The sequence below is a fragment of the Micromonospora sp. II genome (assembly GCF_001709195.1).
Classification (GTDB): Bacteria; Actinomycetota; Actinomycetes; order Mycobacteriales; family Micromonosporaceae; genus Micromonospora; species Micromonospora chalcea.
In genome coordinates, this window is record NZ_LYXF01000089.1 from 178,358 (window position 1) to 202,600 (window position 24,243).

Here is a 24,243-nt window from a genome sequence, read left to right on the forward strand (position 1 = left end):
CCGGTCTCGCCCACAGTGGTGCGCCACGTCTCGCGGACCAGCACCAGGTCGTCAACGGTGACGCGTGGCGTGCGCCCGGCGTTGCCGGCCAGCTTCCACGTGTCGAACACCTGGTAGTCGAACAGCGGCGCGAACACCTCCAGCAGCGGCCACCGCCGCCCGTCGTCGGCGTGCGCGGAAAGAGTGCCGTCGTCGTCCGGCCGCACGGTCAGGGTCGTGATCGGCACGAGGCGGTCCGGGTCGGCGCCGGGCGCGTCGACGAACCCGAGCTGGGCGTCGGCGGGCCCGTGCAGCCACTCCGCGATCCGGGCGGTGTGCCGGGGCCAGTCCACCGGCGGCAGCAGCCGGACCCGGCCGCCGGGCAGGTCGGCGCGCATCCCGTCGCGCAGCCGCTGCGGGTCCGGGTGCCCGTACGCGAAGAAGTGCGTGTCGAACGCGGCCAGCGCCACGTGCAGCTCGCCGAGCACGACTGTGAAGTCGCCGCGCAGCAGCGCCGCCTCGTCCGGCGCGCACACGTGCACGTCCGGGCTGTGGATGCGGGCGGCGGCCCAGCCGGGCGCGTCGGCGGGGAACGCGGCGGCGACCCGCTCGGTCAGCGCGGCGGCGTCGAACCGCAGCTCCCGGGCGTCGGTGTCGGCGTCGGCCAGGCCGAGCACCGTCGACCACCGGGCCAGGAACTCGGCGGTGACGGCGGCGGCGGGCGGGTCCGCCCCGAACACCACCGCCTGCGCCAGGAACCACAGGTCGGCCACCGGCACGTCCGCGGTGGCCGACTCCGCCGCCAGGTCGCGGTACAGGGCGGCCAGCGCGTCGGCGTACGCCTGCCCGATCGCCGCGGTCAGCCACCGCGCCGACAGCAGCAGCGGTTCCAGCGGCGCGAGCCGTGCCAGCAGCGCGTCACCGAAGCGGACGTCCAGGTCGCGGACCGTCTCCAGGTGGCACAGCGTGCGCCCGGCGTACACCTCGCCGGGCTGCTGCCGCGCATCCCGGCCGGTCAGTTCCACGAACCGCCGGTCCAGCGCGGACATCGCCGCGGCCAGCGCGTCCGGGCCGTCGGCGGCGGCCACCGCGTCGCGCAGGTCGCTCACCGTGGCCAGGTCGCCGAGCACCCGCTCGCGGACCGTGTCGTCGCCGATCGCGGCGAGCTGCTCGCGCAACGCGTCCTCGGCGGTGAGGTCGACCGGCAGGTCGAAGCCGATCCGCAGCACGCCGCGCCCGGCCAGGTCGTCGAGCTGCGCGTGCACGTCAGCGGCCCGGCGGAAGCCGCTCGCCGGGTCCGCGAGCAGCGCGGCGACCAGGTCGGCCACGCGCGGTCCGCGCCGCGCCAGCGTGAGCAGTGCGGCGGTCGCCGCCGGGAGCGTCTGCGGTGGATGGTGCGGGCGCCGCAGCACCCGGTCGCGCAGGCTCAGGTGCGGGGCCAGCCGCACCGGCAGCCAGTCCCGCACGCCTGGCCCGCGGGCGAAGGCCTCCGCGAGCGCGTCCAGGCCCCACCGCTCCAGGAACACCTTCCGGGTACGCGTCAACGCCGCGCCGGGACGCACCGTCGCGATCGGACCGCTGCCGCCCAGCTCGGTCCAGCAGATCGGGCCGAAGAAGCCCACCGTGTCGTTCTTCAGGCAGTACCGCTGCCAGTACTTCGCGACGACCTCCTCCCGGTGCCGCCGGCGCAGGTTGCGCGGGGCGTGCGGGCCGTCGCGCCGGATCGCGTCGACGGCGAGCAGGACCGCAGGGTTCTGCCAGGTCAGCGCCGTACGGAAGGCGTCGTCGCAGGCGATGCCGTAGACCGCCTGCCCGAGGTCGGCAGCGGCGGCGTCGAACGCCGCAGCGAACTCCGCGGCGTCGCCGTCCCCGCGCAGGTGCCGGTCGGCCGCCTCCGCGAGCGCCGGAGCGGCGAACCGGCTCATCCCGCCGGCCGGAAAACCGGCCGACCGGAGCAACGCGGAACGCCATACGTGCCAACGGGTTCCGGGCAGGGACGTGAGATGCTCTCGGGGCATGGGGGAATGGTAAGCAGCGGCGGATCTGCGGCGGGACGGTCGAGCATGAGCTTCGGGCTGGTGTCCTTCGGTGAGGCGCTCGGCGACCCGGCGCCCGTCGCCGACGTGGTGGCGCAGTACACCGACGACGTCAACCGCGTCCTCGGCTACGGCTACCGGCGGGTGCACCGCGCCGCGCCGGACGTCGGCCTGACCGACCTCGCCGAGCGGGCCGCCCGCCGCGCCCTGGACGCCGCCACGCTGCCCGCCGCGCGGGTGGACCTGCTGGTGCTCGCCGTCACCGACCTCACCGAACACCTCTACTGGGACGCCGCCGCCGACCTGGCGTACCGGCTCGGCGCGGCCGGCGCCGAAGCGGTGCTGCTCACCCAGGCGTGCACCACCGGCGTGCTCAGCCTCGACACCGTCGCCGGCAAGTTCGCCACCCACCCGGAGTACGACACCGCGCTCGTGATCGCGGCCAACCGGACCTGCGAGGTGTACTGGAACCGGATGGAGACCCAGCCGATGGTGTTCTCCGACGGCGCGGTGGCCACAGTGGCCCGGCGCGGGCACCCCCGGCTGCGGTGGCAGGTCACCGAGGCCGCCACCGACGGCCGCTACGCCGGGTTCTACCGGCTCGACGGCGGTGGCGCCGCGGCGCCGTTCGCACCCGGCGCCGAGCCGCCGGCCGCCCGCGACGTGTGGCACGTGATGGAGTTCTTCGACTACGACCCCGAGCAGTTCGCGCAGTACGCCCGCCACCTCGACGAGCGGATGGTGCGGGTCACCGAACGCGCCTGCGAGCGGGCCGGCGTCACCGTCGCCGACCTGGCGCGGCTGATCCTGGTCGCCGACAACGAACGCGCCATGACGTCGCTCGCCGAGGCCCACAAGGTGCCGCCGGAGCGGACCAACCGGGCACTGGCCGCCGAGTACGGGCATCTCGGCGCGGCGGACCAACTGTTCGGGCTGAGCCGCCTGCTCGACGCCGGTGAGCTGCACGACGGCGACCGGGTCGCGTTGATCTCGTTGGGCCGGGGCACCCACTGGGCCTGTACGATCATCGAGGTATGAGCATGTCCAGCCGGCTGGTGCGGCTCGTCGCCGACGTGCTGGAACTGCCCGTCGACCAGGTCGACGCGCAGACCGGCCCCGCGACCACCGCCGCGTGGGTGAGCCTGCGTCACCTCCAGATCGTCGTGGCCGTCGAGGACGCGTACCGGATCTCGCTGACGCCCCGGGAGATCCGGACCGTGCGGTCGGTGGGCGACCTGCGCGCGCTGCTCGCCCAGCGGGGCGTGCCGGAGTGAGCGCCGCGCCGGCCCCGCTCGACGACGCCGACCTCGACGCGGGGCTGCTCATCCGCCGCTTCGAGGAGCACCTGCTGCGCCTGTACGCCGACGGTCACCTCGCCGGCACCACGCACACCTGCCTCGGCCAGGAGTACGTCCCGGTAGCGCTGGCCCCACTGCTGACCGGGGACTTCGTGTTCAGCAACCACCGCGGACACGGGCACTACCTGGCGCACTGCGGCGACCCGGAGGGCCTGCTGGCGGAACTGCTCGGCCGCGACGGCGGGGTGTGCCACGGGTACGGCGGCAGCCAGCACCTGCGCCGGGACCGGTTCCTGTCCACCGGCGTGCAGGGGGAGAGCCTGCCCGCCGCTGTCGGCGTGGGACTGCACCTCAACCGCACCGGGCAGGACACGATCGTGGTGGCGTACATCGGCGACGGGACCTGGGGCGAGGGTGCTGTCTACGAGGCGCTGAACATGGCCGCGCTGTGGCGGGTGCCGCTGCTCGTCGTGGTCGAGCACAACCGGATCGCCCAGTCCACCCCGACCACCGCGCAGCTCGCCGGCACCATCGCCGGCCGGGTGGCCGGGTTCGGCATCACCGTCAGCGAGTCCGGCTCGTTCGACCTCACCGAGGTACGCGCCGCCGCCGCGCCGCACGTCGAGCGGGTCCGCGCCACCCGGACGCCGCACGTGCTCGTGCAGCACACGGTCCGGCTCGGCCCGCACAGCAAGGGCGACGACACCCGGCCCGCCGACGAACTCGACCGGCTGCGCCGCCTCGACTGGCTCCAGCGGTACGCCGAGGCGTACCCGGAGCGGTTCGCGGCCGCCGACGCGCGGGCCCGGCAGCGGGTCGCGGAGGTCTCGGCCGAGGTGCTGGCCCGGCCGCTCGCGCGCGGAGCGGCGGCGTGACGCGCGCGGAACGGGTCAGCCGCAACCTCAACCGTGCCCTGCACGCGCTGTTCGCCGCCGACGAGCGGGCCTGGCTGCTGGGGGAGGACGTCGCCGACCCGTACGGCGGGGCGTTCAAGGTGGCCCAGGGCCTCTCCACCGCCTACCCCGACCGGGTGCTGTCGACGCCGCTGAGCGAGAACGGCATCACCGGCGTCGCGGGTGGCCTGGCGCTGTGCGGCGACACAGTGATCGTCGAGATCATGTTCGGGGACTTCGCCGGTCTCGCCTTCGACCCGATCCTCAACCTGATCACCAAGTCCGTCGCCATGTACGGCGAGCGCACCCCGATGCGGGTGGTGATCCGCTGCCCGGTCGGCGGCGGGCGCGGCTACGGCGCGACGCACAGCCAGAGCCCGCAGAAGCACTTCATCGGCATCCCGCACCTCGCGCTGTACGAGCTGTCCCCGCTGCACGACGCGGCCGACGTGCTGGCCGCCGCGCTGCGCCGCGACGAACCGGCGATGCTGTTCGAGGACAAGATCCTCTACACCCAGCGGCGGTACGTGGACGGCCGCGTCGACGACCGCCTCGCCTTCGAGTCGCGCGGCGCGGACGGCAACTGGGCCCGCGTCCACGACCCGGACGCCACCGGCGCGCCGACGCTCGTCATCGCGCCGGGCGGGGTCGCCAACCGGGCGATCGCCGCCGCCACGCGGGCCGCCGAGCGGGGACGTACGGTCGAGGTGCTGGTCCCGGCGCGGCTCTACCCGGTGGACGTGGACGGCCTGCGCGACCTGCTCGACGGCGCGCACGGCGTGATCGTCGCCGAGGAGAGCACCGCGGGCGGCACGTGGGGGAGCGAGGTCGCGGCCCGCCTGCACGCCGAGGCGTGGCCGCTGCTGCGCGGCCCGGTCGAGCTGGTCAGCTCCGCCGACCGGGTCATCCCGTCCGCGCCGCACCTGGAACAGGCGGTGCTGCTCGGCACCGACGCGATCCTGGACCGGATCATGCGCCTGCCCGCCGCGCCGGTGGCGACCGGCGACCGGGGCGGACCGACTGACGCCCCGGCGACTCCGGCCGGCGTGTCTCCGGGCGTGCCCGGCGCGGTTCCGGTTCCGCGCACCGATCCGTCACCCGTCGATCCGCCGCCCTCCGCTCCGACGACGGCGGCGCAGGCGGGCGTCCCGGTGGACGTACCGCGGCTCAACCCCAACGACGACAGCTACGTGCTGCTGGAATGGCTGGTCGCGGACGGCGCCACGGTGGAGGCCGGCGAGCCGGTCGCGGCGGTCGAGACGTCCAAGGCGATCGAGGAACTCGCGGCGACGCGGGCCGGCGTGCTGCGTCAGGACGTGGCAGCCGGCGCCGACTGCGCCCCGGGCGCTCCCATCGGCCGGATCCTGCCCGAGTCGGCCGTGCCCGCCCCGCCAGAGCCGCTGGGCTCGCCCGCTGCGGCGTACCCGGAGCAGGTGGAGGCCGTGGGGACGCGGACAGCGACGCCGGGACGGCCGCTGCCACCGGCGCAGCGCCGCATCGCCGACGTGGTGTCCACCTCGCACCGGGAGATCCCGGTGGCCTTCACCGCCGTGCGCGTCGACGTGACGGCAGCGCTCGCACACGCCCGCCGCGCCGCCGACGAGACCGGCGCCACGGTCGGCCTGACCGAGGTCGTCATCGCCGCCGTGGCCGCGCTGCACGAGCGGTTCGGCGCCCTCTACGCCCGGCTCACCGGCGACGGGCTGGTGGTCGACGCGGAAGCGCCGTCGATCGGGCTCACCGTGGACGTCGGCACCGGACTGTTCCTGCCGGTGATCCGCGACGCGGCCGGACTGGACCTCGGCGACCTCGCTGACGCCGTGGTCGCGCTGCGGATGAAGGCGCTGCGCGGCCGGCTCCGCGAGGAGGACATGGCCGGCATGAACTTCCTGGTCGCGCTCAACGACACACCCGGCGTCACGGTGTCCCGGCCGATCATCCCGCCCGGCGTCACCTGCGCCCTCTCGGTGCCGGACGTGCACCGCGAGGTCGTGCTCGACGGCGACGGCGGGGTACGCGAGCGGGCGGTGGCGGACCTGGGGCTGGCGTACGACCACCGGCTCGTGAACGGGGCGCAGGCCGGGGCGTACCTGGCTGCGCTCGGCGAGGTGCTGCAACGCTGACCGGCACCCCGGATCGGCCGCCGTGCGGTCGTCGCAGCCGCCTCGTCCCCGTCCGGCGCCGGCAGCGACGTCGGCCCCGGCGGCGTGCCGCACCGGTGGGCAGGCGCGTGACCTGCGTTACCTCTCGCCGAGACGGGAATGTGATCACCGGGGGCGCATTTGACTCACTGTGTGAGTGCCGCACCCTCCCGCGCCCGGTCGCACGACCGGGCCGGGACGCCCCAGACGACCGATGCCACCCCGACGCCCACCCCGGGTGACCTGATGAGCCGCAGCCAGCGCCTGAGGCTCGTGCTCGTCCTCGGCTCGCTGATCGCCGTGGGTCCGCTGACCATCGACATGTACCTGCCCGCGCTGCCCGCGATCGTGGCGGACTTCGCGACCACGTCGGCGGCGGTGCAGTTGACGCTCACCGGGACGCTCGCCGGGCTCGCCGTCGGCCAGTTGCTGATCGGGCCGCTGTCGGACGCGGTCGGGCGGCGCCGTCCGCTGATCGCCGGTCTGCTGCTGCACATCGTGGCCTCGGCGCTGTGCGTGGTCGCCCCGAACGTCGCCGTCCTGGGCGTCCTGCGGGTCGTGCAGGGCCTCGGCGTCGCCGCGACCGCAGTGGTCGCGATGGCGGTGGTGCGCGACCTGTTCAGCGGGTCGGCGTTCGCCACCATGCTGTCCCGGCTGCTGCTGGTGATGGGCGCGGCGCCGGTCCTCGCCCCGACGCTCGGCGGCGGTGTGCTGCGGTGGACGGACTGGCGTGGCGTGTTCGTGGTCCTGGCCGTCTTCGGGGTGCTGCTCGTCGTGCTGGCCACGCTCGCGCTGCCGGAGACGCTGCCGCCCGCGCGCCGCCAGCGCGGCGGAGTGGTGGCGACAGTGATGAACTACGGCGGGCTGCTGCGGGACCGCGTCTTCGTCGGCCTGGTCCTGGTGGCCGGCCTGGCCATGGCGGCGCTGTTCGCGTACGTGGCCGGCTCGTCGTTCGTCCTCCAGGACGGGTACGGCCTCAACGAGCAGGAGTTCGGGCTGGCGTTCGGGGCGGGCGCGGTGGGCCTGATCGGCGCGACGCAGTACAACGTGCGGCTGCTGCGCCGCTACTCGTCCCAGTGGATCCTGGTGGCCTCGCTGGCGGGGGGCACGGTGGCCGGGCTGGCGCTGCTGGTGTTCGCCACGACCGGCTTCGGCGGGCTGCCCGCGCTGCTGGTGTCGCTGTGGTTGGTGCTGGCGGCGGCGGGTCTGGCCATGCCGAACGCCCCGGCGCTGGCCCTGTCCCGCCACGGCGAGGCGGCCGGCACCGCGTCCGCCCTGCTGGGCGCGGTGCAGTTCGGCGTGGGCGCGGTGGCGGCGCCGCTGGTGGGCGTGCTCGGCACCGGCGCGGTGGCGATGGCGCTGGTGGTGGCCGGCGGGATGGTGGCGGCGCTGGCGGTGCTGCTGGTCGTGGTGCGGCCGTCGCAGCTCGCCGGCCTGGAGGCGGATCCGGCGGTCGCGGTCGCGCACTGACGGACCGTCCGGCGCGCGGGGTGCGGGCAGCGCCTACGCTGCTGCCATGACCGCCCCGGCCCGCATCCTGGTCGAGGGGATCCACGGGTCCGGCAAGTCGACGCTGGCCGCGCTGCTGGCGCAGCGCTACCGCCTGCCCTGGTATCCGGTGGACGATCTGCTCTGGGAGCCGGGCTGGGTGGAGGTGCCGGTCGCCGAGCAGCGACGGCGGATCGCGGAGATCTGCCGACGTGACCGCTGGATCCTCGACGGCGCCTACCACGGCTGGCGGGACGTGGTGCTCGGCCGCGCCGACCTGGTGATCGGCCTGGACTACCCGCGCGGGGTCTCGTTCCGGCGGCTGCTGCGGCGTACGCGGCAGCGGCTGGCCAGCGGCGAGGAGATCTGCAACGGCAACCGGGAGTCGTGGGGAAGCGTGCTGTCCCTCGACTCGGTGCTGGTGTGGCACGTGACCGGGTTCGGCCGGGCGCGCCGGCGCCTGCGGGCCTGGGCGGCCGACCCGGCCGGACCGCCGGTGCTGCTGTTCACCGACCCGGCGGCCCTCGACGACTGGCTGGCGCGCGGCAGCCGGGTGCCGGACCGGCGCGGGACGTGACTACATCGGAAAACGGCCGCGACGCCACTGCCAGTGGCGGCCGGCCCGCAGGTGGTCGATGACCGCGCGCTGGAGGACGGTGCGGCGGGGCAGCCGGTCCAGCGGCGTGTTCAGGCTGCGGAAGACGAAGCGCAGCACCTCGACGTCGCCGTCCAGCCCGTCCATCTGCTGGTAGGGCTCCAGCGTGAACCGCCGCTGGAACCGGACGATGTTGGAGTCCTCCGGCAGGTATTCGCTCAGTTGCGGGTCGAGCAGCCAGGAGCCGCAGGAGAAGGCGGTGTAGCTCTCGTCGGGGAAGTGGCGCGGGAAGAACGCCCGGGCCCGCTCCAGCGACGCGTCGACCGCCTCCGGGGTCAGCGGCCCCGAGTCGGGGATGTGCAGGTCGAGGGCGCCGGTGTCGCCGCGCTGGTGCTGCAGGCGGCCCAGCTCGTAGAGGCCGCCGCGCGCGTGCAGCGTCAGCCATGCCTGCATGACCGGCCAGCCCTCACCGTGCATCCGCCGGTCGACGGCGAGGTTGTTGCCCAGGTCGGCGAGCGTCGCCCAGGAAACCTCGTCGGGCACGCCGTGGTCGGCGTGGTACGCCCGGACGACGTCGACCAGTGCCAGGTACGCGTAGGCGTAGAGGTGCCGCCAGGCCGGTCCCCGGTCGCGGGGCAGCGCCGGGCCCGGCGGCAGCCAGGCGAAGCCGCCGAGGTCGGCCCGGACCAGGGCGATCGAGCGGTCGAGCAGCCAGCGCAGCTCCGGGGTCCACAGTGGGGACTCCGGGTCCGGCCAGCCCGCCATGATCTCGGCGGCGTCGTCGGGGCGCACCGCGAGCCGCCGCAGCAGCGCGGGCGCGTCCGCCCGGGCGGGCAGCGGCGCGGAAGGCCGGTCGCCGGCGAGCCGGCGCACGCGGTCGATCTCCTCGGCGGGCACGCCGAGCCGGCCGGCGACGTCGTCCACGTCCATGGGGACGACGCTACCGGCCGGCGCGCGCGCCGACAGCCCCGTGCGGCGTCAGCGCCGTTGCTGGCACGGCACGCAGAAGCGGGCCGCGGGGCGGATCTCCAGGCGGGCGGTCGGGATGTCCTGGCCACAGCGCTCGCAGACGCCGTACGTGCCGTCGGACATGCGCTTGAGCGCCTGGGCGGTGTCCGCGACGCCCTGGCGCGCGGCCTCGATCAGCCGGCGCAGGGTGTCCGGGTCGTGACCGCCGTGGTCGGGCTGCCGCGTGTGCAGCGTCAGCTCGGTGAGCTGGTCGGTGTACTCGTTGAACTGCCGGTCCAGCAGTTCCCGCAGGGTGTCCGTGCGGTCGTTCAGGGCGTGCGTCATGATCAGGCGCTCCTTTCCGGGCGGCGCTGGGTGTCGTGCGGGTGGCGCAGGGCCGAGACAGCGGCCATGCCGGCGCCGGTCAGGGCGGCGGTCCGGGGTGAGGCGGCGCGGTGGACGGCGGCGCCGAGCCTCGCGACCAGGCGCGCGGTCACGTCCGGCCGGGTCGCGCCGTCGCCGATGACGATCGCGCCGCGGGCCAGGGCGGTGCGGACCAGGGGCCGCAGCGCCGGGTCCTGCCGCAGCTCACGGACCAGCCGGGCGGCGGCGTCGGCGAGCATGCCGGCGGTCGTCGCGTGGTTCAGGTCGCGGGTGCCGACCTCGGCGCGGCGGGCGGCGACGACCCGGCCGTCCTCCAGCAGCGCCACCTCGGTGAGCTGCGCGCCGATGTCGGCGAGCAGCAGGGTGCCGGCGGCGGCGCCGGCGCCGATGGCGCCCGCCCGGACGCTGTCGAGGAACAGCAGCCGGGACGGCGCGAGGACGGCGGCGAGCACGCGGCGCGTCGCCTCCTGCTCGGCCGGCGCGGCCAGCACCGGCCGGCAGGCGACCACGAGCGCGCCGACCGGCACCGACGCGCGGTGGTCACGCAGGATGCGTCGCAGTTCGGTGACGCAGGCCGGACCGTCCACGATCCGTCCGCGCCGCACGACCGGGCTGCGCAGGCCGTGACCGAGCGGGACGCTCAGCGTCCGGCCCGGACCCAGCCAGATCCGCAGCAGGCTGCTGCCGAGGTCCACGGCGATCGGCGCCGCGTCGGCGCCCACCGGCGGGCGGGTGGTGTGGGAGCGGCCGATCAGCAGACCGGTACGCGCCGGAGAACGGACGACGGTGACGGGATGCGGCATACCGACCTCTTTCGGATCAGGTGCCCAACCGGGCGGTGGACGGTGCGGGGGAGGGGCGTGGCCGGGGGCCGGGGCCGGATTCGCTCGACGGCGCCGGCGGCCGGGGCTCAGGCGCGCCGCGGGTCGCCGCTCGCGGACCGGGACGCGACGAAACCGGCGAACACCGGTGGTGAGGCCATCGACGTGCGGGTCATGGTCACCACCTCCTCGCTACTCGGGTACCGCCTCGGACCTCCAGCGTCGCCCGGAAAACCGCGCCCGGCATTGCGCACGACCGGCCAACAAAGGGCCGAATGATTGCCGGTCACTGGACAACCGGTCCGGGCACCCCCCGGAGCTATGGTTGACCCGAGGAGGTTGACGTGATCATCGAACGCACGATCCTCCCCGGCATCGGGGTCCGGCACACGCTGACCACCGACGAGGGCCGCCGCATCGGAGTGATCGACTACCAGACCGGCGGCCGGCGCGACATCGTCCACGACGACCCGGACGACCCGGACCGGATGGTGGCTCTCAGCCTCACCCGCGACGAGGCGTCGGCCCTGGCGAACCTGCTCGGCTTCCCGGAACTGGTGGCCGTTCCCGCCTGAGCGTCACGCCGGCAGCGGCCTGAGCGTCACGCCGGCAGCGGCTTGCGCGGCCAGTCCAGCGCCCGCGCGCCGAGGACGGCGGCGTGCAACGTGAACCGGTCCCGCGCGTCGGCGGGGTCGTACCCGCTCAGTGCCCGGACGCGGGCCAGCCGGTAGGTGACGGTGCGGACGGAGACGTGCAGCCGCCGGGCCGCCTCGGTGCTCACCTCGCCGCAGGCGAAGTACTCGTTCAGCGTGTCCAGCAGCGGCTCGGCGCCGCCGCGCGCCTGGGCCAGCGGCGTCAGCACCGCCCGGACGAGGTCCACCATGGCCGGCTGGTCGCGCAGCAGCACGCGGTAGATGAGCAGATCGTGCGCGTCGATCACGGACGTCTCGGAGTGCAGCCGCCGCGCCGTGGTCAGCGCCTCCCGCGCCTCCTCGTAGGAGCGGGCGATGCCGTACACGCCGGGGTGCGGGCGGCCCACCGCCACCTGCCACGGCCGGCCCCGCACCAGGCGGTCCAGCTCGCCGTGCATCAGCGTGCCCAGGTTGCCGGCCGGCCCGCGGCCCCGGTCGGTGGCCACCGGGTCGGCCGGGGCGATCACCACGAGCAGCCCCTCCTTCGTGGCCACCAGCACGTCCCGGTCGCCCAGCCGGTCGAACACGGCCCGTTCCAGCGCGCTGATCGCCGCCTCCGTGTCCGGCAGGCGGCGACCGGGCGCGGCGAGCGCCACCTGGTGTACGCGGGCGAGGTCAAGCCCGAACGGCTCGGCCCGTTCCACCAGCCCGCCCAGGTCGGAGTCGCCGCGCAGCAGGTCGTCGACGAGTTCCCGGCGCAGCGACTCCTCCCGCCGGACCAGTTCCCGCCGGGCCACGGCGTAGCCCTCGGCGAGCGTGGCGACGGCGGTGTCGACCACCTGCAGCACGGCGTCGGCGGCGGCGCGCACCGCCTCGCTGTCGTCGGAGCGGTCCAGGTGCGGAAACTGCCGCCACACCCGCCGCGCCGCGGACAGGTAGAGGCGTACCGCGCGTCCGGCGGACACCCCCTGCTCGGCCGCGCGCCGGCCGAGGGCGCCCACCGCGTCGAGTTCGGCGCGGCGCGGACGGCGGCCGGTCACCGCCGCGTCGGTCAGTAGCCGCAGGTAGTCGCCGAGCAGTTCCACAGGTACGCCACCGGCGTCGGCGCTCGCCGCCCGGGCCACCTCGGCCAGCCACTGCTCGTCCTCGCCGCCCGCGGCCGGCGCCGGCCGGCGGACGTTGTCGGTCATCGCGGTCTCCCCGTGCCGGGCCGGCACCCGATGCCGGCCCACTGCGCCCAGCGTAGGCCGGGGGTCCGGCGCCGTCGGGCGCGACCGGCCCGCGCGGTCCGTCCGGGAGCGGGCGCGCCCGTTGTCATGCCCGCGACGGCGGGCCCGGGTCGACCACGAGCGCCGGACCGGTCCGCCGCCCACCCCGGGGACCGCGGGTCAGGCGCCGCGCCGCCCCCGCCGGGTCGTCGTCGGCCGCCACCTGATCGAGTACGCGCACCCAGCGCTCGCCGTGCGCGTCGGCGAACGCGGCGGCGACCACGGCGACCCGCCGGCCGGTGACCGGCGACGGCGTCGCGCCCCCGCCCGGTGACGCGGACCCGGCCCGGGCAGTGGACCCGGCCCGGGCAGTGGACCCGGCCCGGGCAGTGGACCCGGCCGGTCGAGTGGACCCGAGCGCCGGACCGGCCGGCACTCCGGCGAGGGCGGCCCGGTCTGCGGCGACGGTGATCAGGTCGGGCGAGCCGCAGCGCGCCGCCTCCACCGCGCCGGACCGGTCCACACGCACGATCGTGGCGCGCAGGTGACCCGCCGGGGCGAGGTCGCGTACCGCCTGGTCGAGCACCCCGGCGAGGCGCTGCGGCGACGCTGCCGGCCGGGCGTGCCAGCGGAACGTCTGCTCGATCGCCCGCCGCCCGGCGGGCGTGTCCAGCGCGGCGCCGGTGACGGTGCCGACCAGGGCGAGAAGCCCGCCGCCGCGCAGCGGGACGGCGGCGCCGATCTCGCCGGGCGAGCCGCAGACCGCCAGCGCGGCGCTTCCCGGGCCGGCCGGCACGGTGAAGACCGCGACGTCCGTGGGCCCGGCGGCGCGCGTCACCGACGCGGTCCGGGTCCGTCGGCGGGCCCACGCCAGCAGGGGCACCGCGGTCAGGCTGAGCGTGGAGGCGAGCAGCGCCTGCGGGTCGCTGCGGTGGCCGGGGATCACCGGTACGAGGACCGACGCCACCACCAGCACGCCCGCCCACGCCGACACCAGTGCCGCCACCCGGGGCCGGGCCGAGACGCCGAGCAGGCCGGGCAGCAGCACCCAGCCGATCGGGGTGCCGACCTCGGCGACGCCCATCAGCACCGCGTTCCCGGTGGTGCCCGCCAGGGCGGCTCGCATCGGCAGCACGCCCACCACCCTATCCGGGCCCCCGCCGTACCGGCCGGGACCCAACCTCACTCCTTACCCTGTGCGGGACCCGGACGACACGACACGAGCGCGTGATTCTCTCGACATACCGTCGTGCCGCCTGGCCAGTTAGGGTTGACGTACCGAGCGTCGATCTTGAGGAGTGTGTGTGCTGGTTCTGGTGGCGGTCCATGCGCTCGCAGCCGTGATCGCCCCCGTGCTGGTACGCCTACTCGGTCGACGCGCTCTCTACGTCCTCGCCGCCGTTCCCGCCGCGGCGGGAGTCTGGGCCCTGACCCGCACCGAGGAGGTCCGCGCGGGCCGGCCGGTCGTCGAGACGGTCACCTGGGTGCCGCAGCTCGGCCTCGACCTGGCACTGCGGATGGGCACGCTGTCCTGGCTGCTGGTGCTGCTCGTCGGCGGCGTCGGCGCCCTCGTGCTCGTCTACAGCGCGCGCTACTTCCACTCCGACGACCCGAGCCTCGGCCGGTTCGCCGCGGTGTTCGTCGCGTTCGCCGGCGCGATGCTCGGCCTGGTGGTCTCCGACGACCTGCTGCTGCTGTACGTGTTCTGGGAACTGACCACGGTCTTCTCGTACCTGCTGATCGGCAGCGACCCCACCAAGCGGGCCAGCCGGCGCGCCGCGATGCAGGCGCTGCTCGTGACCACGCTGGGCGGCCTGGCGATGCTCGCCGGGTTCGTCATGCTCGGCCAGCACGCCGGCTCGTACCGGTGGTCCGAGATCGCCGGGAACCTGCCGGAGGGCGGATACCTCACCGCCGCGCTGGTGCTCGTCCTGCTCGGCGTGACGAGCAAGTCGGCGATCTTCCCGTTCAGCTTCTGGCTGCCGCGCGCGATGGCCGCGCCCACGCCGGTCAGCGCCTACCTGCACGCCGCTGCCATGGTCAAGGCGGGCGTGTTCCTGGCCGCGCTGATGGGCCCGGCGGTCGGCCAGGCCACCGTGTGGCGCGCCATCCTGCTCGGCGGCGGCCTGATCACGCTGTTCCTCGGCGGCTGGACGGCGCTGCGGCAGGTCGACCTCAAGCTGCTGCTGGCGTACGGCACGGTCAGCCAGCTCGGCCTGCTCATGGTGATCCTCGGCGCGGGCACCCGCGACACCGCGCTGGCCGGCGCCGCGATGCTGCTGGCGCACGCCCTGTTCAAAGCCACCCTCTTCCTCGTCGTCGGCGTCGTCGACCACGTCACCGGCACCCGGGACCTGCGCGAGCTGAGTGGGCTGGGCCGCCGTGCGCCGGTGCTCGCGGCGGTCGCCGGGCTCGCCGCCGCCTCCATGGCCGGGCTGCCGCCGCTGTTCGGATTCGTGGCCAAAGAGGCAGCGCTGGAGGCGTTCCTGCACGGCGGCCCGGTCGAGCTGCTGGTACTCGCCGGGGTGGTGGCCGGTTCGGCGCTCACCGTCGCGTACACGTTGCGTTTCCTCTGGGGCGCGTTCGCCGCCAAGCCCGACGTGCCCGACACCCCTGTCGAACGGATCGAGCCGGCCTTCCTCGGCCCGGCGGCGGTGCTCGCCCTCGCCGGCCTCGTGGTCGGGATCGCCGCTCCGGCGGTGGACCGGGTGCTCGCCCCGTACGCCGACCAGTTCCCGACCGCCGACCCCGGCTACCACCTCGCGCTGTGGCACGGCCTGACGCCGGCGCTCGGCCTGTCGGCGCTGGCCGTCACCGGCGGCGTCGGGCTGTTCCTGCTGCTGCAGCGCCGCCGCCCGCGCCTGCTGCGGCTGCCCTTCGACGGCGCCACCGGCTACGAGCGGCTGGCGAGCGCGGTCGACCGCGCGGCGGTGGAGCTCACCGGCGCCACCCAGCGCGGATCCCTGCCGTTCTACCTCGGCGTCATCCTGCTGGTGCTGGTGATCCTGCCGGGCGGGGCGGTGCTGGCCGGCCTGCCCTGGGCGCAGCGGTTCCAGCTCTGGGACACCCCGCTGCAGGCCGTCGCGGGAGCGGTCGTCGTGGTCGCCGCGCTGGTCGCCGCACGCGCCCGCCGCCGGCTGACCGCCATGATCCTGGTCGGGGTGACCGGCTACGGCACGGCGCTGCTGTTCATCCTGCACGGGGCGCCGGACCTGGCGCTCACCCAGTTCCTGGTGGAGACCGTCACGATCGTGATGTTCGTGCTGGTGCTGCGCCGCCTGCCGCGCCGGTTCTCGGCCCGCCCGATCCGTGCCACCCGGCAGTTCCGCGTGGCGCTCGGCGTGGCCGTCGGCGTGGTCACCGCCGGCATGGCGTACGTCGCGGCGGGCAGCCGGGTCGCCACGCCGATCTCGGTCGGCTTCCCGGACGAGGCGGTCTCCTACGGCGGCGGCAAGAACGTCGTCAACGTGACGCTCGTCGACATCCGGGCCTGGGACACGATGGGCGAGATCGCGGTGCTGGTGGTGGCCGCCACCGGTGTGGCCAGCCTGATTTTCCGCGGCACCCGCGCCCTGGACCTGCGCAGCGGCATCCCCGGCGTCGGCCGGCAGCAGTCGTCGCGCCCACGCTGGCTCACCAGCGGCGCGACGTCCCGGCAGCAGTCGGTGATCCTCCAGGTCGTCACCCGGCTGCTCTTCCACGCCATCCTGCTGTTCTCCATCTACCTGCTCTTCTCCGGCCACAACGCGCCGGGTGGCGGGTTCGCCGCCGGGCTGGTCGCCGGTCTCGGGCTCGCGGTGCGGTATCTGGCGGGCGGGCGTACCGAACTCAACGGCGCCGCACCGGTGGACGCCGGCTTCGTGCTCGGCGCGGGACTGTTCGTCGCGGTCGGCACCGGCGTCGCCGCGATGCTGCTGGGCGGCGAGTTCCTGCAGAGCGCGACGCTCGACTTCCACCTGCCGCTGCTGGGCCACGTCCACTTCGTCACGTCCGTCTTCTTCGACGTGGGCGTCTACCTCATCGTGGTCGGCCTGGTGCTGGACATCCTGCGCAGCCTGGGCGCCGAGATGGACCGCCAGGAGGAGGACGACGAGCAGGAGACCGAGCCGGCCGGCGTACGGGAAGAGGAGCTGGTATGAGCCCGAACATTCCCAACCTGGTCTACATCCTGGTGATCGGCGTCCTGTTCGCCACCGGGGTCACGCTGCTGCTGGAACGCAGCCTCACCCGCGTCCTGATGGGGGTCATCCTGCTCGGCAACGGCGCGAACCTGCTGCTGCTCACCGGCGGCCGGGCCGGCGGCCCGCCGATCGTCGGCACCTCCGCCCAGGAGGACATGGCCGACCCGCTGCCGCAGGCCATGGTGCTGACCGCGATCGTGATCACGCTCGGCATGACCGCCTTCCTGCTGGCCCTGGCCTACCGCAGCTGGCACCTCAACGGCCACGACGAGGTGCAGGACGACGTCGAGGACCGCCGGATCATGGAACTGGCCGACCGGGACGAGGGCCCCGGCACCGCCGACGCCGACACCGCGGACGGCGGCCCCGCGGACGGCAGCCCCGAGGCTCGGGTCCTGGCCGAGGCGGAGGGCGGCCGATGACCTGGCTCGTCCCGCTGCCGGTGGTGATGCCGCTGCTCGGCGCGGCCCTCACGCTGCTGCTCGCCCGACGCGCCCGCGCCCAGCGCTGGGTCAGCATCATCGTGCTCGCCGCCACCGTCGCCGTGGCGGCACTGCTCCTGGTCCAGTCGTCGCTGGACGGCCCGCTCGTGGTCGAGGTGGGCGGCTGGGTCGCGCCGATGGGCATCGTGCTCGTCGCCGACCAGCTCGCCGCGTTGATGCTCGTGGTCTCCGCCTCGGTCACCCTCTGCGTGCTCGTCTACTCCATCGGGCAGGGCATGGCCGACGGCAACGAGGAGACGCCGCTGTCGGTCTACCACCCGACCTACCTGGTGCTGACCGCCGGCGTGTGCAACGCCTTCCTCTCCGGCGACCTGTTCAACCTCTACGTCGGCTTCGAGATCCTGCTGGTCGCCAGCTACGTGCTGCTGACGCTCGGCAGCACCGAGACGCGGATCCGGGCCGGCACCACGTACGTCGTGGTCAGCCTGCTCTCGTCGCTGATCTTCCTGGTGGCGATCGGCCTGGTCTACTCCGCCACCGGCACGCTGAACCTGGCCCAGCTCGCCGACCGCCTGGACGCGCTGCCCGACGACATGCGCCTGGTCCTGCAGGGCATGCTGCTGCTCGCGTTCGGGATCAAGGCGGCGGTGTTCCCGCTGTCGGCGTGGTTGCCGGACAGCTACCCGACCGCGCCCGCGCCGGTGACCGCCGTCTTCGCCGGCCTGCTCACCAAGGTCGGCGTGTACGCGATCATCCGCACCGAGACGCTGCTGTTCCCCGGCGGACGCACCGCCGACCTGCTCATGGTGATAGCGGCGTTGACCATGGTGGTCGGCATCCTCGGCGCGGTGGCCCAGTCGGACATCAAACGACTGCTGTCGTTCACGCTGGTCAGCCACATCGGCTACATGCTGTTCGGGGTCGGCCTGACCACCCCGCTCGGCCTGTCCGCGGCGATCTTCTACGTGGTGCACCACATCACCATCCAGACCACGCTGTTCCTCGCCGCCGGCCTGGTCGAACGACGCGGCGGCAGCACCGCGCTGGACCGGCTCGGCGGGCTGGCCCGGCTGTCACCGCTGCTGGCGCTGCTGTTCTTCGTACCGGCGCTCAACCTGGCCGGCATCCCACCGTTCTCCGGGTTCCTGGGCAAGCTCGGCCTCGTGCAGGCCGGGGTGGACGACGGCGGGTTCCTGGCCTGGGCGCTCGTCGCGGGCGGGCTGCTGACCAGCCTGCTCACCCTCTACGCCATCGCCCGGGTGTGGAACCTGGCGTTCTGGCGGGCGCCGCACCCGGACATGCCGGAACCCGGCGACGCCGACCGGGCGGCCCGCACCGGTGGCGCCGAGCAGCCGCACGAGGGCGCCTCGCCGGCCGGGGCCGTGCTGCCACGGCTGATGACGGTGCCGACCGCCGCCCTGGTGGTGCTCGGTCTGGCGCTGACAGTGGTGGCCGGGCCGCTGTTCGAGATCAGCACCGACGCCGCCGACGACCTGCTGCGCCGTGCCCCGTACGTGGAGGCCGTGTTCCCGGAGGGACCGCCGTGACCAGTCAGCCGAAAGCGCCGCTGACCCCCCGTGACCGCTGGCGCAACCGCGCGATCGCCGTGACCGGCCTGGTCACCGTCTGGGTGCTGCTGTGGGGCACCTTCAGCTGGGCGAACGTGATAAGCGGACTGGTGGTCGCCGCCGTGTTGCTCGTGGTCTTCCCGCTGCCCCCGGTGACCTTCGCCGGCCGGATCCGGCCGGTGCCGCTGCTGAGATTCCTGGCCCGCTTCCTGCGCGACCTGGTGGTCGCGTCGGTCCAGATCGCCTGGCTGGCCGTCCGGTCCAGACACCCGCACTCGGCGATCATCGCGGTGCCGCTGCGGGTGAACACCGACCTCAACCTCACCCTCAACGCCGAAGCCCTGTCGCTGGTGCCGGGCAGCCTGATCCTGGAGGCCGACCGGCGTACCGGCACCCTCTACGTGCACGTCATCGGCATCCGCAGCCTCGACGAGGTGGAGCGCTTCCGGCAGAGCGTGCTGGAACTGGAGGGGCGCATCGTCGCCGCCGTCGGCTCGGCCGAGGAACTGGACCTGATCCGTCGATCCGCACCCACCGGCCCGTCCGGGTCGGTCGAGCTGGAAGGAGCACCGACGTGACCGTCGTCGCCGTGATCGTCACCGCGCTGCTCGTCGCGGCCGGTGGGCTCACCCTCGTCCGCATCATCCGTGGGCCGTCGATCCTCGACCGGGCCGTCGCCACCGACGTGCTGCTCGCCGTCGCGGTCGCGGCCATCGCCACCGAGGCCGCGTACAGCCGGGACGCCACCGCGCTGCCGGTGCTCGTGGTCCTCGCCCTGGTCGGGTTCGTCGGCTCGGTGAGCGTCGCCCGCTTCGCGGCTCGGAGAAACCCGAAATGACGCTCGACACGATCCTGGACACCGTCGCCGGCGTCTGCCTGGTCGCGGGCGCCCTGCTCTGCCTGGCCGCCGGCATCGCGCTGATCCGCTTCCCGGACGTGCTGTCGCGGATGCACGCGGCGGCCAAGCCGCAGGTGCTCGGGCTGCTGCTGGTGCTGCTCGGCTGCGCGTTGCGGCTGCGTACCGGGGTGGACATCACCACGCTGGTCCTGGTGGGCCTGTTCCAGCTCGCCACCGCCCCGGTCGCCGCGCACATGGTCGGGCGGACCGCGTATCCGCACGACGACATCCGGCGGGACCTGCTGATCACCGACGAGTTGGCCGGCGACATCGACCGGATCCGGGCGGACCGGGCCGGCGAGCCGCAGGACACGTCGCCGGCCCGCACGTCCTGAGACTCCGCCCCAGCGTCGAGGCAGGGAGCCCATGAGCGGCACGGTCTACGAGAACGCCCGCATCCACACGCTCGACCCGGCCCGCCCGCGCGCCGAGGCGATGCTGGTTCGCGGCGAGCGGATCGTCGCCGTCGGCGACCTCGCCGAGTGCCGGGACCGGGCCGGCGGCGGCGCACGCCGGATCGACCTCGGCGGGATGGCCGTGCTGCCCGGGCTGATCGACAGTCACATCCACGCCGCGTCCTACGTACGAGGGCTGGACCAGGTGGACCTGCGCGGCACGGCGAGCCTGGACGAGGCGCTGACCCGGATCGCGCGGCACGCCGCCACGCTGCCGCCGGACGCCTGGCTGTTCGGTGGCGGGTGGGACAGCAACAGGTGGACCCGGCCGGCGCAGCCGACCCGCACCGACCTGGACCGGGTCTGCCCGGACCGCCCGGCTGCGCTGCCCAGCGTCGACGGCCACACCATCTGGGTGAACAGCGCCGCGCTGGCCCGCCTCGGCATCGACGCCGCCACCCCCGACCCGCCCGGCGGGCAGATCGCACGCGACGAGCACGGTGAGCCGACCGGCGTCCTGCGCGAGGCGGCGGCCGACGCGGCGTACGCGGTGGTGCGCTCCCCGCACGCCGGTGACCTGGTCGCGCAGTTGCGCGCCCACCTGCCCCGGCTGCTCGCCGCCGGCCTGACCGGCATCCACGACCTGGACGGGCAGGACGCCCGCGCCGCCTACGAGACGCTGTACGCCCGGGGCGAGCTGCCGCTGCGGGTGCACAAGACGATCCCGGCCACGGCGCTGGACGAGGCGATCGACAGCGGCTGGGCCACCGGCGACGGGGACCGGTGGCTGAGCACCGGCCCGGTGAAGATCTTCACCGACGGCGCGCTCGGCTCGCACACCTGCCTGATGAGCGAGCCGTACGACGGCGAGCCCGGCAACCACGGCATCGCCGTCACCCCGGCCGAGGAGTTCGAGCGGCTGCTGGCCACCGCCGCCGGGGCCGGCATCGCGGTGGCGGCGCACGCCATCGGCGACGCGGCGAACCGGATGGTGCTGCGGGCGTACGCGCGCTGGCGCGATTCGGCCGGGCCCGGCCCGGCGGCGCGGCTGCGGCACCGGATCGAGCACACGCAGCACCTGCTGCCCGAGGACGTGCCGTTGCTCGCCCGCTCCGGCGTGATCGCCTCGATGCAGCCCACCCACTGCACCAGCGACATTCCGCTGACCAGCCGGATGCTCGCCGGCCGGGACCTCGCCTCGTACGCCTGGCGCAGCCTGCTCGACGCCGGGGCCGTCGTGGCGTTCGGGTCGGACGCCCCGGTGGAGGACCCCGACCCGTTCTTCGGCGTGCACGCCGCGGTGACCCGGCAGCAGCCCGACGGGACCCCGCCCGGCGGCGTCGACCCGCACGAGCGGCTCGACCTGGACACGGCGCTGCGCTGCTTCACCGGGGCCGGCGCGTACGCCTCCTACGAGGAGCACCTGAAGGGGCGGCTGCGCCCCGGCATGCTCGCCGACTTCATCGCGCTGCCCACCGACCCGTACCGGGTGGAGCCGGCGCGACTGCGGGACCTGACAGTGGCGCTGACCGTGGTCGGCGGCGTGGTGCGCTGGCAGCGCTGACCGTGTCCCGCCCGGACGCCGCTGTCCGGGCGGGACACGGCTCTCAGGCGCCCTTCACCCAGCCGAGGCTGAACCGGGCGAAGTAGATGCCGCCGGTGTCGCCCACCTCGTACAGGTTGCCGACCGTGCCGTCGGCCAGCACCGCCATCGTCGAGTAGCCGGCGCCGCCGGGCTTGACCAGTGCCCGCGCCGGCCAGCTCGCGCCGTCGTCGGTGGACAGCCGTACGGTGAGGTCGTTGCGCGCGCTCGGGTGCGCGTTGTTGCTGAACAAGGCCGTGCGGGTCCGCACCGGCGCCCGGTTCGCGCCGACCTCGGACGGCCGCAGGTAGGACATCTCGTCGGCGTTGCACAGCGGGTCGGTCAGCAGCGTGCTGGCCGTGGCCGCGCCGAACGTCGCGGCGCCGTCGGTGGAGGTGGCGTAGAAGCGGCTGCGGGTCGAGTTGTGCCGCATGTTCTGCACGATCGCGCCGGTGCCGCGCTCGATCGCCTTGCTCTCGTTGATGTTCCCGCCGGCGGATCCGCCACGGCGCCAGGTCGCGCCGTTGTCGTCGCTGTAGATGTTCGCGGCGTGGCTGGTGCCGGCCGAGTCCCGGTAGGCGATCGGCTGGATCAGACGGCCGGTGCTGGTCTGGATGCCGTGACCGGAGGAGAAGAACACCTGCCGCCAGGTGGGGTCCTTGACGGCCGGGTTCAGCTCGACGGGCGCGCTCCAGGTGGCGCCGTTGTCCCGGCTGGTGATGTAGCGCAGGTGCATGCTGTTCGGGTCGTCGGCGGTGTTCAGGCCGGAGCCGCCGGACCAGAAGCTGATGCCGGGCCGGGGGGAGTAGGTGAAGAAGCAGTAGACGACGCCGGTGGCGCGGTCCACGAGCAGGCTGGGGTCGCCGACGCCCTCGCTGGTGGTGGGCGGGGCGTGGATGACCCGGGGCTGCTCGAAGGTGCGGCCGCCGTCGGTGCTGCGGATCATCACGATCTGGATGTTGTTGGTGCCGCCGCCGAGGTCGTACGAGCCGTTCACGCGGGCGTCGGCGACGGCGATGACGGTGCCGTTGTTGGTGACCGCCAGGCCGGGGATGCGGACCGAGGCGACGGTGCCGTCGTACCGGCCGCCCGGGCCGTTGAGGTCGCGGATCACGGTCTGCGTGGTGAGCAGCGTGGTGCTGGTCATCTGCGGGTTGCCGGTGGCCAGGTCGCAGGAGGTGGTGCCGCGCAGCGTGGTGTCGAAGCCGGGGGCGGTGACCCGCAGCGTGTACGGGGCGCCGGCGCCGACGGTCCAGTAGTGCAGGTAGTTGCCGCCGGCGGCGATGGTGCGGGTCCACGGCGAGCCGGTGCGTCCGGGCCACGTGACGGTGAAGTCCCGGGCGGTCGTGGTGCGGTTCTCCAGCGCGAGCTGGAGGCGGCCGTTGGTGCAGTCGAAGCTGGTGAGCGCGGACATGCCGGTGCCGCAGTGGAAGATGCCGGCGGTGGTGTCGTCCAGGCCGGTCGGGGTCGTCGTGCGCAGCGTGTACGGCGTGCCGGGGGCCAGCGTCCAGTACAGCTCGGCGCCGCTGCCGGCCGCGACGGTGCGGGTCCAGGGCGAGCCGGACCGGCCGGGCCAGGTGACTGTGTACGTCTGTGCCGTGGTGCTGCGGTTGTCCAGAAGCAGGAGCAGCCGGCCGGTGGTGCAGTCGGCGCCGACGGTGGCGCTCACGCCGGCGGGGGCGGCGTGGGCCGGGGTGGCGGGGAGCACCGTGAGCAGGCCGAGGAGGACGGCCAGGACGGCGGTCACCCGGCGTGGTATCGCACGGACAGGGGGCACGGGGGATTCCTTCCGGACGGGTGGGGGATCGGAAGCGATGGCATCTGACGTCGGACGTCCGATGTTGGGTACGTACGCTAAGCCGATCGATGGGACCCGTCAAGGAATCGGACGATGTGGACCGTGCACAAAGGGCGCGCGCAGGCCGGCCGGTCCGCGGCCGGCCTGCCGGTGTCCGGTCGCCGGCTCAGGCCTGGGCGGCGCGGGCGATGCTCGCCCGGATGGGCGCGTAGTGCTCGGCGATGGCCGAGCGCAGCGCCGCCGCGTCCCCGGCGGTGAGGGCGGCCACGATGGCCTGGTGCCGCTGGGCGGTGATGACCCGGTCCTCCGGCTCGGTGCGCAGGGTCGGCGCGACGATGGCCTGCACCTGCCAGAACGCCTCGGTCAGCTGGACCAGCAGGTCGTTGCCGAGCGGCTCCATCAGCTTCAGGTGGAAGGCCCGGTCGACGTCGAGGAAGTCCTCGCCCTGTGCCGCCCGGCTGCGCATCTCGTCGGCGAGCGCGGACAGCTCCGACCGGTGCTCCTCGTCCAGGGCGTCGATGACGGTGGCCGCCAGCCCCTGCTCCAGCGTCTGCCGGATGTCGACGACCTGGGCCAGTACGTGGTGGTCGTCCTCGCCGCTGAGCAGGCCCCGGAACGTCAGGCTCTCCACCAGGGCGTTGAGGGACATCCGGCCGACGAACGTGCCGTGGCCGTGGCGCACCTCGACGATGTCGAGCGCGGAGAGGATCTTGACGGCCTCGCGGACGCTGGAGCGGCTGGCGCCGACCGCCTCGCACAGCTCCGTCTCGGTGGGCAGGAGATTGCCCGGCTTGAGGCGGTTGTGCAGGATGTACTCCTTGATCCTGGTGGCGACCTCCTGCCGGCGAGGGCTCGGCCGCTCGGCGCCGCGTAGCGGACTGGCGTCAATGGTCGTCATCTGCCCCTTGCCCTTCGTTCCCGAATCTGACACCCTCACCCTACCGGCATCAGACGT

Annotated in this window: 22 protein-coding genes (1 of these 22 running past the window's edge); 14 read left to right on the plus strand and 8 right to left on the minus strand. The window is 74.6% G+C overall.

The annotated features are described in order from the left end of the window. Window positions 1-1,997, minus strand: the 5' portion of a protein-coding gene (locus A8711_RS30730; RefSeq protein WP_069090123.1) for a lantibiotic dehydratase. The gene continues 319 nt to the left of window position 1, outside the view; 1,997 of the gene's 2,316 nt are visible here — the first part of the coding sequence; the start codon lies at window positions 1,995-1,997; its stop codon lies off the left edge, out of view. A gap of 45 nt (window positions 1,998-2,042) precedes the next feature. On the opposite strand from A8711_RS30730, the gene A8711_RS30735 reads away from it, so the two are divergent. The 6 genes from A8711_RS30735 to A8711_RS30760 all read left to right on the plus strand — a co-directional run bounded on the left by A8711_RS30735 (window position 2,043) and on the right by A8711_RS30760 (window position 8,412). Continuing rightward, the gene (locus tag A8711_RS30735; RefSeq protein ID WP_069090124.1) at window positions 2,043-3,053 is read left to right on the plus strand and encodes a 3-oxoacyl-ACP synthase III family protein; all 1,011 of its coding nucleotides are present in this window, start codon (window positions 2,043-2,045) and stop codon (window positions 3,051-3,053) included. After that, window positions 3,050-3,289: an acyl carrier protein gene (locus A8711_RS30740; protein WP_223201113.1), complete on the plus strand. Its 240-nt coding sequence runs from the start codon at window positions 3,050-3,052 to the stop codon at window positions 3,287-3,289. Before A8711_RS30735 ends, A8711_RS30740 begins: the two co-directional genes overlap by 4 nt. Further along, a complete protein-coding gene (locus tag A8711_RS30745) occupies window positions 3,286-4,188 on the plus strand; it encodes a thiamine pyrophosphate-dependent dehydrogenase E1 component subunit alpha (RefSeq protein ID WP_069090125.1) in 903 nt (300 codons plus the stop codon). Before A8711_RS30740 ends, A8711_RS30745 begins: the two co-directional genes overlap by 4 nt. Continuing rightward, on the plus strand, window positions 4,185-6,329 hold the full coding sequence (locus A8711_RS30750) for a 2-oxo acid dehydrogenase subunit E2 (RefSeq protein WP_069090126.1): 2,145 nt from the start codon (window positions 4,185-4,187) through the stop codon (window positions 6,327-6,329). Before A8711_RS30745 ends, A8711_RS30750 begins: the two co-directional genes overlap by 4 nt. Window positions 6,330-6,593: 264 nt before the next feature. Beyond that, window positions 6,594-7,817: a multidrug effflux MFS transporter gene (locus A8711_RS30755; RefSeq protein ID WP_069090127.1), complete on the plus strand. Its 1,224-nt coding sequence runs from the start codon at window positions 6,594-6,596 to the stop codon at window positions 7,815-7,817. Between the two features lie 46 nt (window positions 7,818-7,863). Next, window positions 7,864-8,412 (plus strand): adenylate kinase, encoded by a 549-nt coding sequence (locus A8711_RS30760; RefSeq protein ID WP_043324764.1) that lies wholly within the window; start codon window positions 7,864-7,866, stop codon window positions 8,410-8,412. Here A8711_RS30760 and A8711_RS30765 read toward each other — a convergent pair whose 3' ends face one another. From A8711_RS30765 to A8711_RS30775, 3 genes are read right to left on the minus strand one after another with little or no spacing between them, the layout of a single operon-like run. Next, window positions 8,413-9,360, minus strand: a complete 948-nt coding sequence (locus tag A8711_RS30765; protein ID WP_069090128.1) for an acyltransferase domain-containing protein — start codon at window positions 9,358-9,360, stop codon at window positions 8,413-8,415. A gap of 48 nt (window positions 9,361-9,408) precedes the next feature. After that, complete coding sequence (locus A8711_RS30770; protein ID WP_030501973.1) at window positions 9,409-9,723, minus strand: TraR/DksA family transcriptional regulator; 315 nt, start codon at window positions 9,721-9,723, stop codon at window positions 9,409-9,411. 2 nt (window positions 9,724-9,725) lie between these two features. After that, the gene (locus A8711_RS30775; protein WP_043324762.1) at window positions 9,726-10,565 is read right to left on the minus strand and encodes a rod shape-determining protein; all 840 of its coding nucleotides are present in this window, start codon (window positions 10,563-10,565) and stop codon (window positions 9,726-9,728) included. A gap of 362 nt (window positions 10,566-10,927) precedes the next feature. On the opposite strand from A8711_RS30775, the gene A8711_RS30780 reads away from it, so the two are divergent. Then, a complete protein-coding gene (locus A8711_RS30780; RefSeq protein ID WP_043324761.1) occupies window positions 10,928-11,158 on the plus strand; it encodes a hypothetical protein in 231 nt (76 codons plus the stop codon). A 26-nt stretch (window positions 11,159-11,184) separates the two neighbouring features. Here A8711_RS30780 and A8711_RS33080 read toward each other — a convergent pair whose 3' ends face one another. Beyond that, window positions 11,185-12,405, minus strand: a complete 1,221-nt coding sequence (locus tag A8711_RS33080; protein WP_064446529.1) for a CdaR family transcriptional regulator — start codon at window positions 12,403-12,405, stop codon at window positions 11,185-11,187. A gap of 124 nt (window positions 12,406-12,529) precedes the next feature. Continuing rightward, on the minus strand, window positions 12,530-13,549 hold the full coding sequence (locus A8711_RS30790) for a SpoIIE family protein phosphatase (RefSeq protein WP_069090200.1): 1,020 nt from the start codon (window positions 13,547-13,549) through the stop codon (window positions 12,530-12,532). Window positions 13,550-13,727: 178 nt separating this feature from the next. Between A8711_RS30790 and A8711_RS30795 the strand changes: the two genes are divergently transcribed. Genes A8711_RS30795 through A8711_RS30825 form a run of 7 tightly spaced genes read left to right on the plus strand, consistent with a single transcriptional unit; the run spans window position 13,728 to window position 21,472 of the window. Then, the gene (locus A8711_RS30795; protein WP_043324759.1) at window positions 13,728-16,562 is read left to right on the plus strand and encodes a Na+/H+ antiporter subunit A; all 2,835 of its coding nucleotides are present in this window, start codon (window positions 13,728-13,730) and stop codon (window positions 16,560-16,562) included. Beyond that, window positions 16,559-17,026, plus strand: coding sequence for a Na(+)/H(+) antiporter subunit C (locus A8711_RS30800; protein ID WP_043324758.1), 468 nt, complete (start codon window positions 16,559-16,561; stop codon window positions 17,024-17,026). Before A8711_RS30795 ends, A8711_RS30800 begins: the two co-directional genes overlap by 4 nt. Next, window positions 17,023-18,594: a Na+/H+ antiporter subunit D gene (locus A8711_RS30805; RefSeq protein WP_069090129.1), complete on the plus strand. Its 1,572-nt coding sequence runs from the start codon at window positions 17,023-17,025 to the stop codon at window positions 18,592-18,594. The genes A8711_RS30800 and A8711_RS30805 overlap by 4 nt, the downstream gene beginning before the upstream one ends. Beyond that, window positions 18,591-19,193 (plus strand): Na+/H+ antiporter subunit E, encoded by a 603-nt coding sequence (locus A8711_RS30810; RefSeq protein ID WP_064446268.1) that lies wholly within the window; start codon window positions 18,591-18,593, stop codon window positions 19,191-19,193. Before A8711_RS30805 ends, A8711_RS30810 begins: the two co-directional genes overlap by 4 nt. Beyond that, window positions 19,190-19,453, plus strand: coding sequence for a monovalent cation/H+ antiporter complex subunit F (locus tag A8711_RS30815; protein WP_043324755.1), 264 nt, complete (start codon window positions 19,190-19,192; stop codon window positions 19,451-19,453). The genes A8711_RS30810 and A8711_RS30815 overlap by 4 nt, the downstream gene beginning before the upstream one ends. Then, window positions 19,450-19,848, plus strand: a complete 399-nt coding sequence (mnhG, locus tag A8711_RS30820) for a monovalent cation/H(+) antiporter subunit G (protein WP_069090130.1) — start codon at window positions 19,450-19,452, stop codon at window positions 19,846-19,848. Before A8711_RS30815 ends, mnhG begins: the two co-directional genes overlap by 4 nt. Window positions 19,849-19,879: 31 nt before the next feature. Then, a complete protein-coding gene (locus A8711_RS30825) occupies window positions 19,880-21,472 on the plus strand; it encodes an amidohydrolase (RefSeq protein WP_069090131.1) in 1,593 nt (530 codons plus the stop codon). 43 nt (window positions 21,473-21,515) lie between these two features. Here the strand turns inward: A8711_RS30825 and A8711_RS30830 are convergent, their stop codons facing one another. Together A8711_RS30830 and A8711_RS30835 are read right to left on the minus strand one after the other, a co-directional pair. After that, on the minus strand, window positions 21,516-23,267 hold the full coding sequence (locus A8711_RS30830) for an exo-alpha-sialidase (RefSeq protein WP_141707698.1): 1,752 nt from the start codon (window positions 23,265-23,267) through the stop codon (window positions 21,516-21,518). Window positions 23,268-23,454: 187 nt separating this feature from the next. Beyond that, window positions 23,455-24,186: a FadR/GntR family transcriptional regulator gene (locus tag A8711_RS30835; RefSeq protein WP_043324750.1), complete on the minus strand. Its 732-nt coding sequence runs from the start codon at window positions 24,184-24,186 to the stop codon at window positions 23,455-23,457. Window positions 24,187-24,243: the final 57 nt, after the last annotated feature.